12 protein-coding genes are annotated in these 14,357 nt (G+C 66.7%); 9 read left to right on the forward strand and 3 right to left on the reverse strand.

The features are described 5' to 3' along the window. The first annotated feature begins 24 nt into the window (after positions 1-24). Together U5760_RS27095 and U5760_RS27100 are read left to right on the forward strand one after the other, a co-directional pair. Positions 25-714 (forward strand): heavy metal response regulator transcription factor, encoded by a 690-nt coding sequence (locus tag U5760_RS27095; protein ID WP_322015379.1) that lies wholly within the window; start codon positions 25-27, stop codon positions 712-714. Beyond that, positions 711-2,150 (forward strand): heavy metal sensor histidine kinase, encoded by a 1,440-nt coding sequence (locus U5760_RS27100; protein ID WP_322015380.1) that lies wholly within the window; start codon positions 711-713, stop codon positions 2,148-2,150. The genes U5760_RS27095 and U5760_RS27100 overlap by 4 nt, the downstream gene beginning before the upstream one ends. On the opposite strand, the gene U5760_RS27105 is transcribed toward U5760_RS27100, so the two are convergent. Next, positions 2,147-3,247, reverse strand: coding sequence for an AI-2E family transporter (locus U5760_RS27105; protein WP_322015381.1), 1,101 nt, complete (start codon positions 3,245-3,247; stop codon positions 2,147-2,149). The two genes, U5760_RS27100 and U5760_RS27105, sit on opposite strands and share 4 nt — an antisense overlap. A gap of 160 nt (positions 3,248-3,407) precedes the next feature. Next, complete coding sequence (locus U5760_RS27110) at positions 3,408-4,565, reverse strand: metallophosphoesterase (protein ID WP_322015383.1); 1,158 nt, start codon at positions 4,563-4,565, stop codon at positions 3,408-3,410. A 300-nt stretch (positions 4,566-4,865) separates the two neighbouring features. Between U5760_RS27110 and U5760_RS27115 the strand changes: the two genes are divergently transcribed. Continuing rightward, a complete protein-coding gene (locus tag U5760_RS27115; RefSeq protein ID WP_322015384.1) occupies positions 4,866-6,458 on the forward strand; it encodes a sensor domain-containing diguanylate cyclase in 1,593 nt (530 codons plus the stop codon). A gap of 208 nt (positions 6,459-6,666) precedes the next feature. Next, on the forward strand, positions 6,667-7,683 hold the full coding sequence (gene trpS, locus U5760_RS27120; protein ID WP_322015385.1) for a tryptophan--tRNA ligase: 1,017 nt from the start codon (positions 6,667-6,669) through the stop codon (positions 7,681-7,683). 188 nt (positions 7,684-7,871) lie between these two features. Here the strand turns inward: trpS and U5760_RS27125 are convergent, their stop codons facing one another. Then, positions 7,872-8,957 (reverse strand): PHB depolymerase family esterase, encoded by a 1,086-nt coding sequence (locus U5760_RS27125; protein ID WP_322015387.1) that lies wholly within the window; start codon positions 8,955-8,957, stop codon positions 7,872-7,874. Between the two features lie 489 nt (positions 8,958-9,446). Here U5760_RS27125 and U5760_RS27130 point away from each other — a divergent pair, with 489 nt between their 5' ends. The 5 genes from U5760_RS27130 to U5760_RS27150 all read left to right on the forward strand — a co-directional run bounded on the left by U5760_RS27130 (position 9,447) and on the right by U5760_RS27150 (position 14,320). Beyond that, the gene (locus U5760_RS27130) at positions 9,447-10,301 is read left to right on the forward strand and encodes a transporter substrate-binding domain-containing protein (RefSeq protein ID WP_322015388.1); all 855 of its coding nucleotides are present in this window, start codon (positions 9,447-9,449) and stop codon (positions 10,299-10,301) included. Between the two features lie 84 nt (positions 10,302-10,385). Continuing rightward, positions 10,386-11,108, forward strand: coding sequence for an ABC transporter permease subunit (locus tag U5760_RS27135; protein WP_322015389.1), 723 nt, complete (start codon positions 10,386-10,388; stop codon positions 11,106-11,108). Between the two features lie 18 nt (positions 11,109-11,126). Continuing rightward, a complete protein-coding gene (locus tag U5760_RS27140) occupies positions 11,127-11,873 on the forward strand; it encodes an ABC transporter permease subunit (RefSeq protein WP_322015390.1) in 747 nt (248 codons plus the stop codon). A gap of 25 nt (positions 11,874-11,898) precedes the next feature. Continuing rightward, a complete protein-coding gene (locus U5760_RS27145) occupies positions 11,899-12,690 on the forward strand; it encodes an ABC transporter ATP-binding protein (protein ID WP_322015391.1) in 792 nt (263 codons plus the stop codon). Between the two features lie 19 nt (positions 12,691-12,709). Further along, on the forward strand, positions 12,710-14,320 hold the full coding sequence (locus U5760_RS27150; protein ID WP_322015392.1) for a histidine ammonia-lyase: 1,611 nt from the start codon (positions 12,710-12,712) through the stop codon (positions 14,318-14,320). The last annotated feature ends 37 nt before the right edge of the window (positions 14,321-14,357 follow it).

Genomic DNA, 14,357 nt, shown 5'->3' on the forward strand with positions numbered 1-14,357 from the left:
CCGCACGAAGAGGGAGAAACGGGCATGAAGGTATTGGTAATCGAAGATGAGCGCAAGGTGGTGGACTACCTGCGCAGCGGGCTGAGCGAGCAGGGCTGGATCGTCGACGTGGCGATGGACGGCGAGGAAGGCGCGTGGATGGCCACGGAGTACGACTTCGACGTGATCGTGCTCGACGTGATGCTGCCGAAGCTCGACGGCTTCGGCGTGCTGCGCGCGCTGCGCTCGAAAAAGGACACGCCCGTCATCATGCTGACCGCGCGCGACCGCGTGGACGACCGCGTGCACGGCCTGCGCGACGGCGCCGACGACTACATGACGAAACCCTTCTCGTTCCTGGAGCTGGTCGAACGGCTACGCGCGCTCACGCGCCGCGCGCGTTCGCAGGAGTCCACGCTGATCTCGGTGGGCGACCTCCAGGTCGATCTCATCAGCCGCCGCGCCACGCGTGACGGCGTGCGGCTCGACCTCACCGCGAAGGAGTTCCAGCTGCTCTCCGTGCTCGCGCGGCGGCGCGGCGAAATCCTCTCGAAGACGCTCATCACCGAACTCGTCTGGGACGTGAACTTCGAGAGCAACGCGAACGTGGTCGAAACGGCGATCAAACGGCTGCGCGCGAAGCTCGACGGTCCGCATGCGGGCAAGCTCCTGCATACCATCCGCGGCATGGGCTACGTGCTGGAAGTGCGCGAGGAGGGAGGGCAGCCGTCATGAAGCACTCGATCTCGCTGCGGCTTTCGGCCATGTTCGCGGCGGTATCGCTCGTCGTGTTTACGCTGACCGGAACGGGGCTTTTCCTGCTGATGCGCAACCAGCTCATGGACGAGCTGCGCGAGACGCTCGACACGCGGGCGCGCATTGCGAGCCTGATCGTTTTGCACGCACCGGACGTGCAGAAGTGGGCCTTCGTGCAGGAGAAGCTGCATGACCTCTCGCCGGCGGACAGCCGCATGCACTACTACGTGGAAGGCCCCGATCCGCGCTTTCGCTTCGGCACGCCGATTTCCGGCGCGGTGACCGACACGCTCGGGCCGAATCATCAACTGATCCGCCCGCCCGGCGCTGATTACGACATCGTGGTGACGAGTTACATGGTGCCCGCGAGCGGCGAGCGCCCGGCCGTGACGCTGGTCGTCGGGAGCGACTGCGAGCGCACCGAGCAGATGCTGCGGCGCTTCGGTCTCGTGCTCGGCATGCTGATCGCGGCTTCGACCATCGCGGTGGCGCTGCTGAGCCGGGCCGTGACGCGCTTCGGCCTCGCGCCGCTCACGCGGCTCTCGCGCGAAGCCGCGCAACTGAGTCCTTCGAACCGCCGGCAGCGCCTGCATGACGATGCGCTGCCCGAAGAGCTGCACGAACTGGCGACCTCGTTCAACGGCGCGCTGGAGCGGCTCGACAAGGCCTACGAGCGGCTCGAATCGTTCAACGCCGATGTCGCGCACGAACTGCGCACGCCGGTCAGCATCCTGATCGGCCAGACCCAGGTGGCGCTCACGCGCGACCGCTCGGTGCTGCAACTGCGGCAAACGCTGCAGTCGAATCTGGAGGAGTTCGAACGGTTGCGCGTGATCGTGAACGACATGCTGTTCCTCTCGCGCAGCGACCGCGGCGAGCGCGCGACGGAGTTGACCGAAGTGTCGCTGCGCGCCGAACTGGAGCGCATGCTGGAGTTCCTCGAAATGCCGCTCGAAGACGCGCAGCTACGCGTGCAGGTGCAGGGCGATGCGCGCGCGTGGGTGAACACCTCGCTGATCGGCCGCGCAGTGAGCAACCTGTTCGTCAACGCGATCCAGCATTCGCAGCCCGGCACCGCGCTCGAGGCGACCATCGCGCCGCAGGACGGCCACGTGGAGATCGCCGTGTCGAACCCCGGCGAGCCGCTCGACCCGGTGGTGCGCGAGCATATCTTCGACCGTTTCTACCGCATTCAGGAGGCGCGTTCGAACAGCCACGAGAATCACGGTCTCGGGCTCTCCATCGTCAAGGCGGTGGCGGAGATGCACGGCGGCACGGTGTTCGTGCGCAGCGCGGACGGCGTCAATACCTTCGGTTTCTCGGTGGCGGTCGACGGCGTGCAGACGAGTGCGCCGGTCGTGACCGACGCCGAGCACCGCGGCCGCGCGGGCCTGCCGCTGCACGTCTCGCCTTAATTCGCCGTGCCGGCGTCCCCGTCGTCGGCTTTGCCTCCGGCTTCCTGGCTGATCTGGTCGCGCCGCAGCAGGTCCCAGCAACTGATGAAGAGCGCGGCGATGAGCGGCCCGATCACGAAGCCGTTGATGCCGATGAGCGAGATGCCGCCGAGCGTCGAGATCAGCACGACCCAGTCGGGCAGCCGCGTGTCCTTGCCCACCAGCACGGGGCGCAGCACGTTGTCGACGGTGCCGATCACGAGCGAGCCGAAGATCACGAGGCCGAGCCCCTTGGCCACGGCGCCCGTCGAAAAGAAGTAGATCGCCACGGGCCCCCAGACGAGCGCCGCGCCCACGGCGGGCAAGAGCGAGAGCAGCATCATCACGAAGCCCCACAGGAGCGCGCCCTGAATGCCGAGCACGGCGAGGGCGATGCCGCCGAGCGCTCCCTGCACGAACGCCACCGCCAGGTTGCCCTTTACCGTCGCGCGGATCACGGTCGTGAACTTGCGGATCAGATGCTGTTTGTGCTCCTCGTCGAGCGGAATGGCGCTGCGCACGAGCTTCGAGATCTCGCGGCCGTCGCGCACGAGGAAATAGAACAGGTAGAGCATCACGCAGAAGCTCACGGCCACCTGCACGGTGATCTGGCCGAGGCTCAGCGCGCGCGTGGCGATGAACTGGCTGATCTGCGCGGCGCCGGCCGAGAGGCGCTGCTGCAGGCCGGGCAGGTCCATGAGGTTGTAGCGGGCGAGCAGATTCTGGAGCGATTGCGGCAGCGCGTGGACGATCTGGCTGAAGTACGCGCCGATATCGAGGCTGCCCGAGCGGACCTGGCCATAGGCGTAGGCCACCTGCTGGATCAGCGTGCCCGCCACCAGCGTGAGCGGCAGGATCACGATCAGCAGACAGAGCGTGAGCGTGATGAGCGCGGCGAGATTGCGCCGGCGGCCGAGGCGCGCGACGAGCCAGCGCTGCACGGGCTGGAAGATGAGCGCGAGAATGGCGCCCCACAGCACGGTGCTGAAGAACGGCGCGAGGATGAAGCAGAGCGCGACGGAAACTGCGAGCAGCAGCAGGTAGAACGCTGTCTGGTGAAGAGGCTTGTTGCCGTCCATGGGCAAGGGGTTCCTGTGGGTCCGGGCGAAGAAAAATGGGGCGCGTCGGACTCATGATACCGGCTCGCCCGCCCGGGGCGGCGCAGGCAGGCTCAGGCGAGCGGCCGCCGTGGCGCGGCGGGGAACGAAGAAGGACGCGGGAGCGGGGCGCCCGCGCGGGTCAGTTCGTGCCCACGAGGCGCACGCGCGTGATTTCCGAAGGCGCGCCGAGGCGCTTGGGCGGCCCCCAGTAGCCCGTGCCGCGGCTCGTGTAGACCCACAGGCTGCCGAGCTTCGCGAGCCCGGCCGTGAACGGCTGTTGCAGCCGCACGAGGAAATTCCACGGAAAGATCTGGCCGCCGTGCGTGTGGCCCGAGAGCTGCAGCGTGAAGCCCGCATCGGCCGCCGCGTGGGCCGTGCGCGGCTGGTGCGCGAGCAGCACGCGCGTATCGACGTCCGCCGGCGCGCCGGCCAGCGCCGCCGCCGGGTCGCTGCGCTGCGCGGGGTCGAAATGGCCGGCCGTGTAGTCGGTGACGCCGGCCAGCACGAGCCGTGCGTCGCGATGCTCGATCACGACGTGCTGGTTCATCAGCACCGTGAGGCCGATGCGGCGGAATTCGGCCACCCAGGCGTCGGCGCCCGAGTAGTACTCGTGGTTGCCCGTGACGAGATATACGCCGTGGCGCGCGGCCAGCGTGCCGAGCGGCGCCGTATGGCGCGAAAGCTGCGCGACGCTGCCGTCCACCACGTCGCCCGTGATCGCGACGATATCCGGGTCGAGCTGGTTCACGGCCCGCACGATCGCCTCGACGTAATCGTGCTTGATCGTCGGCCCGACGTGGATGTCGCTCAACTGGACGATCGTGAAGCCGTCGAGGTCGGCGGGCAGGCCGCGGATCGGCACCTCCACCGTGCGCACCGGCGCGCGGCGCCGCGCATTGAAGAAGCCGATGGCGCTCGAAAGCAGCGCGAGCCCGATCACCACGGCGGCGCTGACGGTGCGCCAGTCCACGAGATTCACGGCGCGCGGCCAGATCGCCTCGACCGTCATCAGCGAGGCCAGCACGAGGTCGCGCAGGATCGTGAGCATCAGCAGCGACGAAAAGAATCCCATGGCGAGCATGCCCGCCCAGGCAAGGCGGTCGGCGAGCGGCTGGCGCTTGATCGTGCGCGCGAGCATGCCGGGCGGAATCACGAGGCACGAGAACACGAGCCACAGCGCCGCGAGCCATTTGCCGGCCGCGGGCACCGGCAGGTCGGGGATCAGCCGGAAGCCGACATAGACGTGCAGCAGCACGCCGATGGTGATGAAGCGCACGAAGAAGGACAGTCGGGGCATGGCGGAGGCGGCGGGAGAGCAAAAAGGGCGGACCGGGCGGGCGTGCCCGGGCGCGGGGCGCACAGGCTGCGAAGCATTTTACCCGCGGCGCACGGGGCGTGCCGGCCGGGGTTTCATGCGCCCCTTTTTGGGCGGTTTGCCCAGCCGCGGCGGCCATTCCCTCAAGTTTTCCGGCGAGAAGCCGTAAAACACAACGTCATTGCGTCCTGTCCACGCATCTTTTCCTCGCGACATCGGGATATGCCGAACACCACGCCGGATTCCGGGCGGATCACAGCACGCGTTCGACACCGCATCCGGATGGCCGGACTGGGCCGGTTCGCGAGGCCTTTGCGCGGCGCGCTCCATGCCGGCCCGAACGCCATTGTGGTGGGTGGGGTGGTCGCGGCGCTCACGCTGGCGATTCTGTGCGCGGTGGCCCTCTATCAGAGCCGCCTGGATGCGCTCGAACACGCCCAGGAAAGCTCGCGCAGCATCGCGCTCGTGGCCGAGCGCGACATCGAGCGCAACTTCGAGATCTATGGCCTTTCGCTGCGGGCCGTGGCCGAAGGCGTGAAGCAGCCCGAGATCATGGCGCTGCCGCCCCGCCTGCAGCGCCTCGTCCTGTTCGACCGCGCGGCCACGGCCGAATTCCTCGGCGGCATGTACGTGCTCGACGAGCAGGGCAATATCCGCATCGACTCCGGTAGCGACGTGCCGCGCCAGGGCAACTTCGCGGACCGCAAGTACTTCTGGATACACCGCGACCGGCCCGACGCCGGGCTGTACGTGAGCGACCCCTACGACTCGCGCCTCGGCGGCGGGACGCGCATCGCGCTCAGCCTGCGGCTTTCACATCCCGACGGCAGTTTTGCCGGCGTTGTGGTCATGGCGATCCGGCCCGAGTACTTCCAGCGGCTGTTCGAAGGCCTCGCGGTCGGCTCGCACGGCGCCATCTCGCTCATCGGCAAGGACGGCGTGATGTTCATGCGCCAGCCGTTCGACCCGGCCATACTGGGGCGCAACATCTCCAGCGCCAGCACCTTCCGCCATTTCGCCGAGGCCCCCGAAGGCCACTTCTCCGATACCTCGAGCATCGACGGCATCCGGCGGCACTACTTCTTCCGCAACTTTCCGAAGCTGCCGTTCATCATCATGGTGGCCGAAGCGGAGCCCGATATCTTCGGCGCCTGGCGGCAGCGGGCCATCAAGCTCGGCTCGGTCATGGGACTTTTCGCGCTCGGGCTCATCGTCCTCGCGGTGCAGTTGAGCGCGCAACTGCGCCGGCGCATGCGCGCGGAATCGGAACTGCGGCTGCTGGCGAGAACCGACGGCCTCACGGGGCTCGCGAACCGGCGCCTGCTCGACGAGACGCTCGAGCTGGAATGGCGGCGCTCGCTGCGAACGCGCCGTTCGCTCGCGATCCTTTTCATCGACGTGGACCGTTTCAAGGCCTTCAACGACTGCTATGGGCACCAGGCCGGCGACGATGCGCTCGCGACCGTCGCCCACAGCATAGCGATGTGCCTGCGCCGGCCCGCGGACACGGCCGCGCGATACGGTGGCGAAGAGTTCCTGACGGTATTGCCAGAAACTTCGGAATCCGACGCAGTTTTGCTGGCCGAACGGATTCGCGCGGCGGTCTGGGACCTCGCCATCGAACATGCGCCCAGCGCCTTCGGCCGTATTACCGTGAGCGTGGGCATCGCGAGTTCGGAAGGCGGGGAGATCGAGCACGTGGACCAGCTGATCCGCATGGCCGACGAAGCCGTCTACGAGGCCAAGGCGCTGGGAAGAAACTGCATCGTGAGCGGGCAGCGCGGCAAGCGGCACGACGCGCGGGCGGCGGTGCCGGCGGCTGCGGCTGCTTCGGTCGCTTCGGCGCCCGCTTCTGCCTCCATTGCGCAGCCGTAGTCTGCGCTCGCCGCGTTGCCAGGCTATACTGATCCGATGGAAACGCAATCGATCTCGCTGAACCTGCATCGTTGGTGGCGCGCCTGACCCGGGCGGCCCGTTTTCTCACGCACTTTTTGTACCTCTTAAACGTGATGCCGCCAGTTCTGGCGGCATTGTCGTTTCTGCGCGCTGGCGGCTGGCGGTGTCGAACCCGTGGAGCCTCGCCATGACATCGACCAACCTGCCAACCATCCTCACCGGCGACCGGACGACCGGCCCGCTGCACCTTGGCCACTACATTGGCTCGCTGCGCGCACGCGTGGCGCTCCAGCACGAGGCCCGGCAATTCCTGCTGCTGGCGGACACCCAGGCGCTGACCGACAACGTGGGCCGGCACCAGCGCGTCACCGCAAACGTGATCGAAGTCGCGCTCGATTACCTCGCCGTGGGCATCGATCCCGCGAAGTCCACCCTCTGCATCCAGTCGCAGGTGCCGGAGCTGGCCGAGCTGTCGCAATACCTGCTCAACCTCGTCACGGTCGCGCGCCTCGAGCGCAATCCCACCATCAAGGAAGAGATTCGTCTGCGCGGTTTCGAGCGCGATATTCCCGCGGGTTTTCTCACCTATCCGGTGAGCCAGGCGGCCGACATCACCGCATTCAAGGCGACGCATGTACCCGTGGGCGAGGATCAGTTGCCGATGATCGAGCAGACCAACGAACTCGTGCGCCGCTTCAACCACACCGTGGAGCGCGACGTGCTCGTGGAGTGCGTGCCCGTGCTTTCTTCGGTGCCGCGTCTGCCGGGCCTCGACGGCAAGGCCAAGATGAGCAAGTCGCTTGGCAACGCCATCGCGCTCGGCGCGACACCCGACGAAATCGCGCAGGCCGTCAAGGACATGTACACCGATCCCGGGCATTTGCGCGTGAGCGACCCGGGCAAGGTGGAAGGCAATGTCGTCTTCGCGTTTCTCGATGCATTCGAGCCGGATGTCGAGAAGGTGGAAGCGTTGAAGGCGCACTATCGCCGGGGCGGACTTGGCGACAGCGTAGTCAAGCAGGTGCTGAACGAGCGGCTGCAGGCGCTGCTCGAACCGATACGCACGCGCCGCCGCGAACTGGAAGCCGACCGCGGCGAGGTGCTGGAGGTCTTGCGCCGCGGCACCGGGCGCGCGCGGGAGGTGGCGGGGCAGACGTTGTCCGAGGTGAAGCGGGCGATGGGGCTCACGTATTTCGAGCATTGAGCGGGGCGCGAAATTCTCGTTGCATGAGCGCGTGACAACGACGCGCCAGCCCGGTCGCGCTGAACGCGAACTGCTTCGGCAATGGCAGCAAGTTCTTCGGCAACTTCATGTCGGGCGGTGCGAGCACGGTAGGCGCAACGGGCGGCGGCACGGGCCGCTGGAGTTGAGGCCTCGCTCGCAATCGAGCGTCAGGCCGCTGCGCGCTCGCGCCGCTGGCGGCGGAAAAACCCCCACAGCATGGCCGTTGCTTCGGGCCCGCTACCGGAGTGGAACGCTTCGCGAGGGTCGCCGCCGCTCCACGCATGCCCCAATCCGCGGACGATGCCGACCCGCACCACCAGCCGCCCGGCCTTCAGGTAGTCGACGTAGTCGATCCCGTCGCGGCGGCTGACCCGCTGCTCGCCGACGCGCAAGGCGCCTTGCGCGTCGATCAGCCGGTTGAGCCGCGCGAACTGGATGCCCAGTTGCTCTGCATTGTGCTTCGCGACGACGGTGTCGAGTTCGCCGTGAACGATGATGGCCGGCATGCCCGGATATCCCGCGATATCGACGGACGTTTCGATGAGGTGCAGCGGATCTTCGCGGCTGCCGCTGCGCATGACGCGCATGGCGCTCAAGGTGGAATGCGCGGCGCCGAACACCGGCCCTGAGTGCAGGCCAACCGCGGCAAAGAGTGCCGGGTAGTGAATGGCCAGAACGGCGGCGAGACCGGCCCCCGCCGAGATGCCCGCGAGATAGACGCGCGCAGGGTCGAAGCCGTGCTCGCGGACCATCGCCTCGACGAGCGATGCGACAGCGGGCGCTTCCGAGTGCGCGGGACTGTCGTGCCAGTGCCAGCACCGATGAGGGTGGGCGGTTTTTGCCTGCTCGGGAAACAGCACTGCAAATCCCGCGCGTTCCGCGAGCCGGCACATGCGCGTGCCGGCGGCGAACGATTCGGCGGTCTGCTTGCAGCCGTGCAGCATGACGACGAGCGGCAGGCCCGCTTGCGACGCCGCGCCGGCGGGCAGATACAACGCATACGCGAGGTGATTGACGAGATGACCTGCCCGCGCCGGCGCCGAGTGAAACGAGCGTGTCCATCGGCCCGGGGTTCGCGTGGCAGGCGGCCGGGCCACGCTTGAAACGCCCGTGCGCTTCGGAGCGACCTTGCGAGCGGTCTTGACCGCCGCAGCCTTGCGCGGGCCGGCCTTTTTCCGCTTCGGCCGTGGGCTCGTCAAGCTAGAGAGCAGGTCGAAGCCTTTAAGCCAGAGACTGGTCTTTTTACCGGGCATGGGCGAGCCAGAGCGGAATGGGGGAGCGTTGCCGATTTGACGACACGAGATAACCAGGGTGCGTTTGATGCAGACCGCTATGTGCGTCTATGTGCATCTTAGCGCTTGGCCCAGGCGCCCCTCATCGATTGTTGCCACGTCCCGGTCCCCCAGCATCTGCCGCCGACTCGTCTAGGTAACTTTGGGGCCGCAGCAATCCGCCCGCAGTGTTACGGAGAGGATTCGACGGTGGACGCAATTTACTTCCCGGTACGGCAAGCCATGCCCAATTTGACCGCAACGCCTTGCTGCATAAGGGGGCGCACGCCCCTTTCCAGGGCATTTTCTTTCAGCAAGCCTGCGAGCGACTGAGGTCTTTCCCTGGGTATTCGCCGATTATCCAAATTTCTCTTGCATCTCTTTTATTGTTCCCTGATCTTGTCTAGACAACATGGTTAGGCGAATGGTCGCGCAGGCGGCCCGGGATTCCACAATCGAAGGAGTGTCGAGATGCAGTCGAAGTGCAACTGGGTGACGAAGAAGGTGATGGGCGCCGTTGTGATCGGTGCCGCAATTTCCGCAGCCGGCCTCGCGCAAGCGAAGGACTGGACCACGGTGACCATTGCTCTGGAGGGCGATTACGCTCCCTGGAACATGACCCTGCCGGGCGGCAAGATGGGGGGATTCGAACCGGAACTGGTGACTAACCTGTGTGCGCGGGCGCAGCTCAAGTGCAACCTGGTTGCGCAGGATTGGGATGGCATGATTCCCGGGTTGCAGGCCGGAAAGTTCGATGTCCTGATGGATGCCATCTCCATCACGCCCGACCGGGAAAAGGTCATCGCGTTCTCGAAGCCCTATGCCGCGACGCCGGCCACGTTCGCCGTCACCGATACGAAGATCATTGCGAAAACCTCGCCCCCGCTGAAGCTCGACAACGACGCGCGTTCGAGCGCGCCCGCGGTGCAGGCGCTGCGGACGGCGCTCAAGGGCAAGACCATCGGCATTCAGTCCGGCACGGTCTATACGCGCTTCATCAACGAGAACTTCAAGGACGTGGCGTCGATTCGCGTCTACAAGACCTCGCAGGAGCGTGATCTCGACCTCTCCAACGGCCGGATCGACGCATCGTTCGACGACGTGACCTATTACGCGGCCAACGCCGACAAGAAAGAAGCGGTGCCCACCGTGACGGCGGGTCCGCAGATCGGCGGTCCGATCTGGGGGCCGGGCGAAGGTCTGGCCTTCCGCAAGCAGGACGCCGACCTCAAGGCGAAGTTCGACGCGGCCATCACGGCGGCGCTCGCCGACGGCACCGTGAAGAAGCTTTCGGAGAAGTGGTTCAAGACCGACGTGACGCCCTGAGCGTGACGTGGCACATGGCCGCGCGCCGCCCTCGCTTACGGGGTGGCACGCGGTCTTTCTTGCAGGCTTGAGTGGGGTAGTGTCATGCATCTCTTCGAAGTGCTCGGCTTTGGATCGGAAGGGTGGGGTAGCGTCCTGCTGCTCGGCGCGCTGATGACCGTGGTGCTGACGCTCGCGTCGCTCGCGATCGGCGCGGTGTTCGGCGCCATCGTGGCCGCGGCGAAGCTGTCGCGTTTTCGCTCCGCGCGCGTGCTGGGCGACTGCTATACGACGGTTTTTCGGGGCGTGCCCGAACTGCTCGTCATCTATCTGTTTTACTTCGGCGGTTCGACGCTCGTGTCTTCGATCGGCCAGTGGTTCGGCGCCGATGGCTTCATTGGCGTGCCGCCGTTCGTCATCGGCGCGTTTGCGGTCGGCATGATCTCCGGCGCCTATCAGGCGGAGGTCTATCGTGCCGCCGTGCTGGCGGTCTCGCGCGGCGAACTGGAGGCGGCGCGGGCGATCGGCATGCCCACGCTCACCATGGCGCGCCGCATCCTCATCCCGCAGGTCCTGCGCTTCGCGTTGCCGGGCATCGGCAACGTTTGGCAACTGAGTCTCAAGGATTCGGCGCTGATCTCGGTCACGGGGCTCGTCGAACTGCTGCGCGCAAGCCAGGTGGCGGCGGGATCGACGCATCAGTATTTTCTTTTCTTCGTCGCAGGCGGCGCGCTGTACCTCGTCATGACGGGCGTGTCGAACCGCGTGTTCGGCCGTGCGGAAGCGATCGTCGGCCGGTCCTTCAAGCGCAACTTCGCACGCAACTGACCTCTGGGCGGCCCCATCATGCATATCGATTTCGACTTTCTTCTCGACACGATGCGCCAGTTGATCGCAGCCGTGCCCACCACGCTTGGCCTGTTCTTCGCCTCGCTGGTGCTGGGCGGCCTGCTCTCGCTCGTGATCGTCACGATGCGCGTGTCGCCGCACTGGTTGCCCAACCGCTTTGCGCGCGCGTATATCCTCGTGTTTCGCGGCTCGCCGCTCCTGATCCAGATGTTTCTCGTGTACTACGGGATGGGGCAGTTCGGCGTGATACGCGAGAGTTTTCTGTGGCCCGTGCTGCGCGAGCCGTATATCTGCGCGATCCTTTCGCTCGCGCTGTGCACGGCGGGTTATACCGCCGAGATCATTCGCGGGGGGCTGATGGCCGTTCCCGTGGGGCAGATCGAAGCAGGCTACTCGATCGGGCTTTCGGGTTTCGCGCTGCTGCGTCGCGTGATCGGTCCCATCGCCCTGCGCCAGTGCCTGCCGGCGTATTCCACGGAGGCGGTGCTGCTCGTCAAATCGACGGCGCTCGCGAGCCTCGTGACCGTGTGGGAAGTGACCGGCGTCGCGCAGCAGATCATTCAGCAGACCTACCGTACTACCGAGGTCTTCGCCTGCGCTGCGCTCATCTATCTGTTCCTGAACTTTGTCGTCGTGCGGATCATCGGCTTCGTCGAGCATCGTCTGTCGCGTCACCTGCGCGGTGTGCCGGCTGTCGCCCGTCGTCCGGCCGCCAACCTCGATACCCGTCGCGCAGCTTCGTGACGCGGCACCCTATCCGGAGAAACGTATGAATGCCATTGCACCGGTTGCCCTGTCCGTGAAGAACATTCACAAGTCGTTCGGCGACCACCATGTCCTCAAGGGCATTTCGCTCGATGCGCACGAGGGCGACGTGATTTCGATTCTCGGCGCGAGCGGCTCGGGCAAGAGCACGTTCCTGCGCTGCCTGAACCTGCTCGAGATCCCCGACGACGGCTCGGTGGCGCTCGCGGGCGAAGAGCTGAAGATGAAGCGCCGCCGCGACGGCAAGCTGCAACCCGACGACCGCCGCCAGGTGGACCGGGTGCGCTCGCAGCTCGGCATGGTGTTTCAGAACTTCAACTTGTGGTCGCACATGACGGTCATCGAGAACCTGATCGAAGGGCCGATGCGCGTGCTCAAGCGCAGCCGCGCGCAAGCCGTCGAAGAAGCGGAGGCGCTGCTCGCGAAAGTCGGGCTGGCCGACAAGCGCACGCATTATCCCGCGCATCTCTCGGGGGGCCAGCAGCAGCGCGTGGCGATCGCCCGCGCGCTGGCGATGCACCCGAAGGTCATGCTGTTCGACGAACCGACTTCGGCACTCGACCCCGAGCTCGTGGGCGAAGTGCTGCGCGTGATGCGCTCGCTCGCCGATGAAGGCCGCACGATGCTCGTCGTCACGCACGAGATGGGTTTTGCGAAGCACGTCTCCAATCGGGTGCTGTTCTTGCACCAGGGCCAGGTCGATTCGGACGGCACGCCGCAGGAGGTGTTCGGCGATTCGAAGTCGGAGCGTTTCCGTCAATTCGTTTCGAGCCATCAGGACCGCAATTCGCATTGATCTTTCCGCAGAGTTCAGCATGTCAGTCATCCGCTCCACCCGCGCCTTGAACTGGCGCGAAGTCTGCGCCGTCGCAGCGGGCGCACCGCTCGAAATCTCCGCTGAAGCGCGCGAGCGCATCGGCGCCGCACGTACCCTCGTCGAGCAGATCATTGCCCGCGGCATCCGCGCTTATGGGGTGAATACCGGGGTCGGCGCGCTGTGCGACGTCGTGGTATCGCCCGCGCAGCAGCACGCGCTTTCGCACAACATCCTGATGAGCCATGCGGTGGGCGTGGGCGAGCCGCTCGGCGCCGAAGAAACGCGCGCGATCATGGCCGCGGCGATCAACAACTACGCGCACGGGCATTCGGGCGTGCGGGTCGAACTGGTCGAACGACTGGCCACGCTGCTCAGGGAGGATTGCTTGCCCGAGGTGCCCGCGTTCGGCTCGGTGGGCTATCTGAGCCACATGGCGCATATTGCGCTCGTGTGCGTAGGCGCTGGCCGCGTGAGCTGGCGCGGCCAGCGCATGAGCGGCGGCGAGGCGTTGCGGCGGCTGGGGCTCGATCCGCTCGAACTTCAGGCGAAGGAGGGATTGAGCCTCGTGAACGGCACGCCCTGCGTGACCGGGCTCGCGGCGCTCGCATTGCAGCGCGCGGAGCGGCTGCTCGACTGGGCCGATGTGGTGTCGGCCATGAGCTTCGAGAATCTCGGCGGCCAGATGGCTGCCTTCGACGCCGAATCGCTGGCCTTTCGGGTTTCGCCCGGGCTCGCGCAGGTCGGAGCGCGCATGCGGGCGGCGCTGGCGGGCAGCGGCCTGCTGTCGGCGTCGTTCGGGCGCCGCACGCAGGACCCGCTCAGCATGCGCACCATTCCCCACGTTCATGGCGCGGCGCGCGACGTGCTGGCCGCGACGGCGGAAGTGGTGAACCGCGAACTGGCGTCGACGACCGACAATCCGATTGTCGCGGGCACGCCCGACGAGCCCCGGGTGTTCTCGCAGGCCCACGCAGTAGGCGCCTCGATTGCGCTCGCCATGGACAGCCTCGCTGCCGCGGTTGCGCAAGTCGGTGCGATGGCCGAACGGCGTCTCGACCGTCTCGTGAATCCGCTCGTGAGCGGTTTGCCCGCGTTTCTCGCCGATGCTGGCGGCACGCGCTCCGGCTTCATGATCGCGCAGTACACGGCGGCGTCGCTGGTGGCGCAGAACCGGCGCGAGGCCGCGCCGGCGAGCCTGGACGGCGGCGTGACCTCCGGGCTGCAGGAAGACCATCTCTGTCACGCGACCCCGGCTGCCCTCAAGGCGCTCGCCGTCATCGAAAACAGCTGCCGCATTCTGGGCATCGAACTGCTGGCCGCGGTGCAGGCGTACGATCTGCAGCCGGGCAGTGCCTTGCGCGCGCCGTACACGGAGGCGCTGCACGCCCAGGTGCGCCGCGTATTGCCGATCTACCGCGACGACCGGCCGCTCGCGGACGACATGTCGGCGGCCTGGCACATGATCGCCGACGAACCGCCGCCGCCGTTGCCGGGTCCATCGGCAGGGCAGCCCGGAGCGGAACATCGGCCTGCCGTATTCATCGGGCCCGTTTCGGGTGAGTTCGGCTCGCCCGCCAATGAGACGTCGCCCCGCGCAGCCCATGTCTGAGCATGCCGGGTCTTCGGCCGAACGCCAGCGATCGAGC

Source organism: Paraburkholderia sp. J12, from assembly GCF_905220215.1.
Lineage (GTDB): Bacteria > Pseudomonadota > Gammaproteobacteria > Burkholderiales > Burkholderiaceae > Paraburkholderia.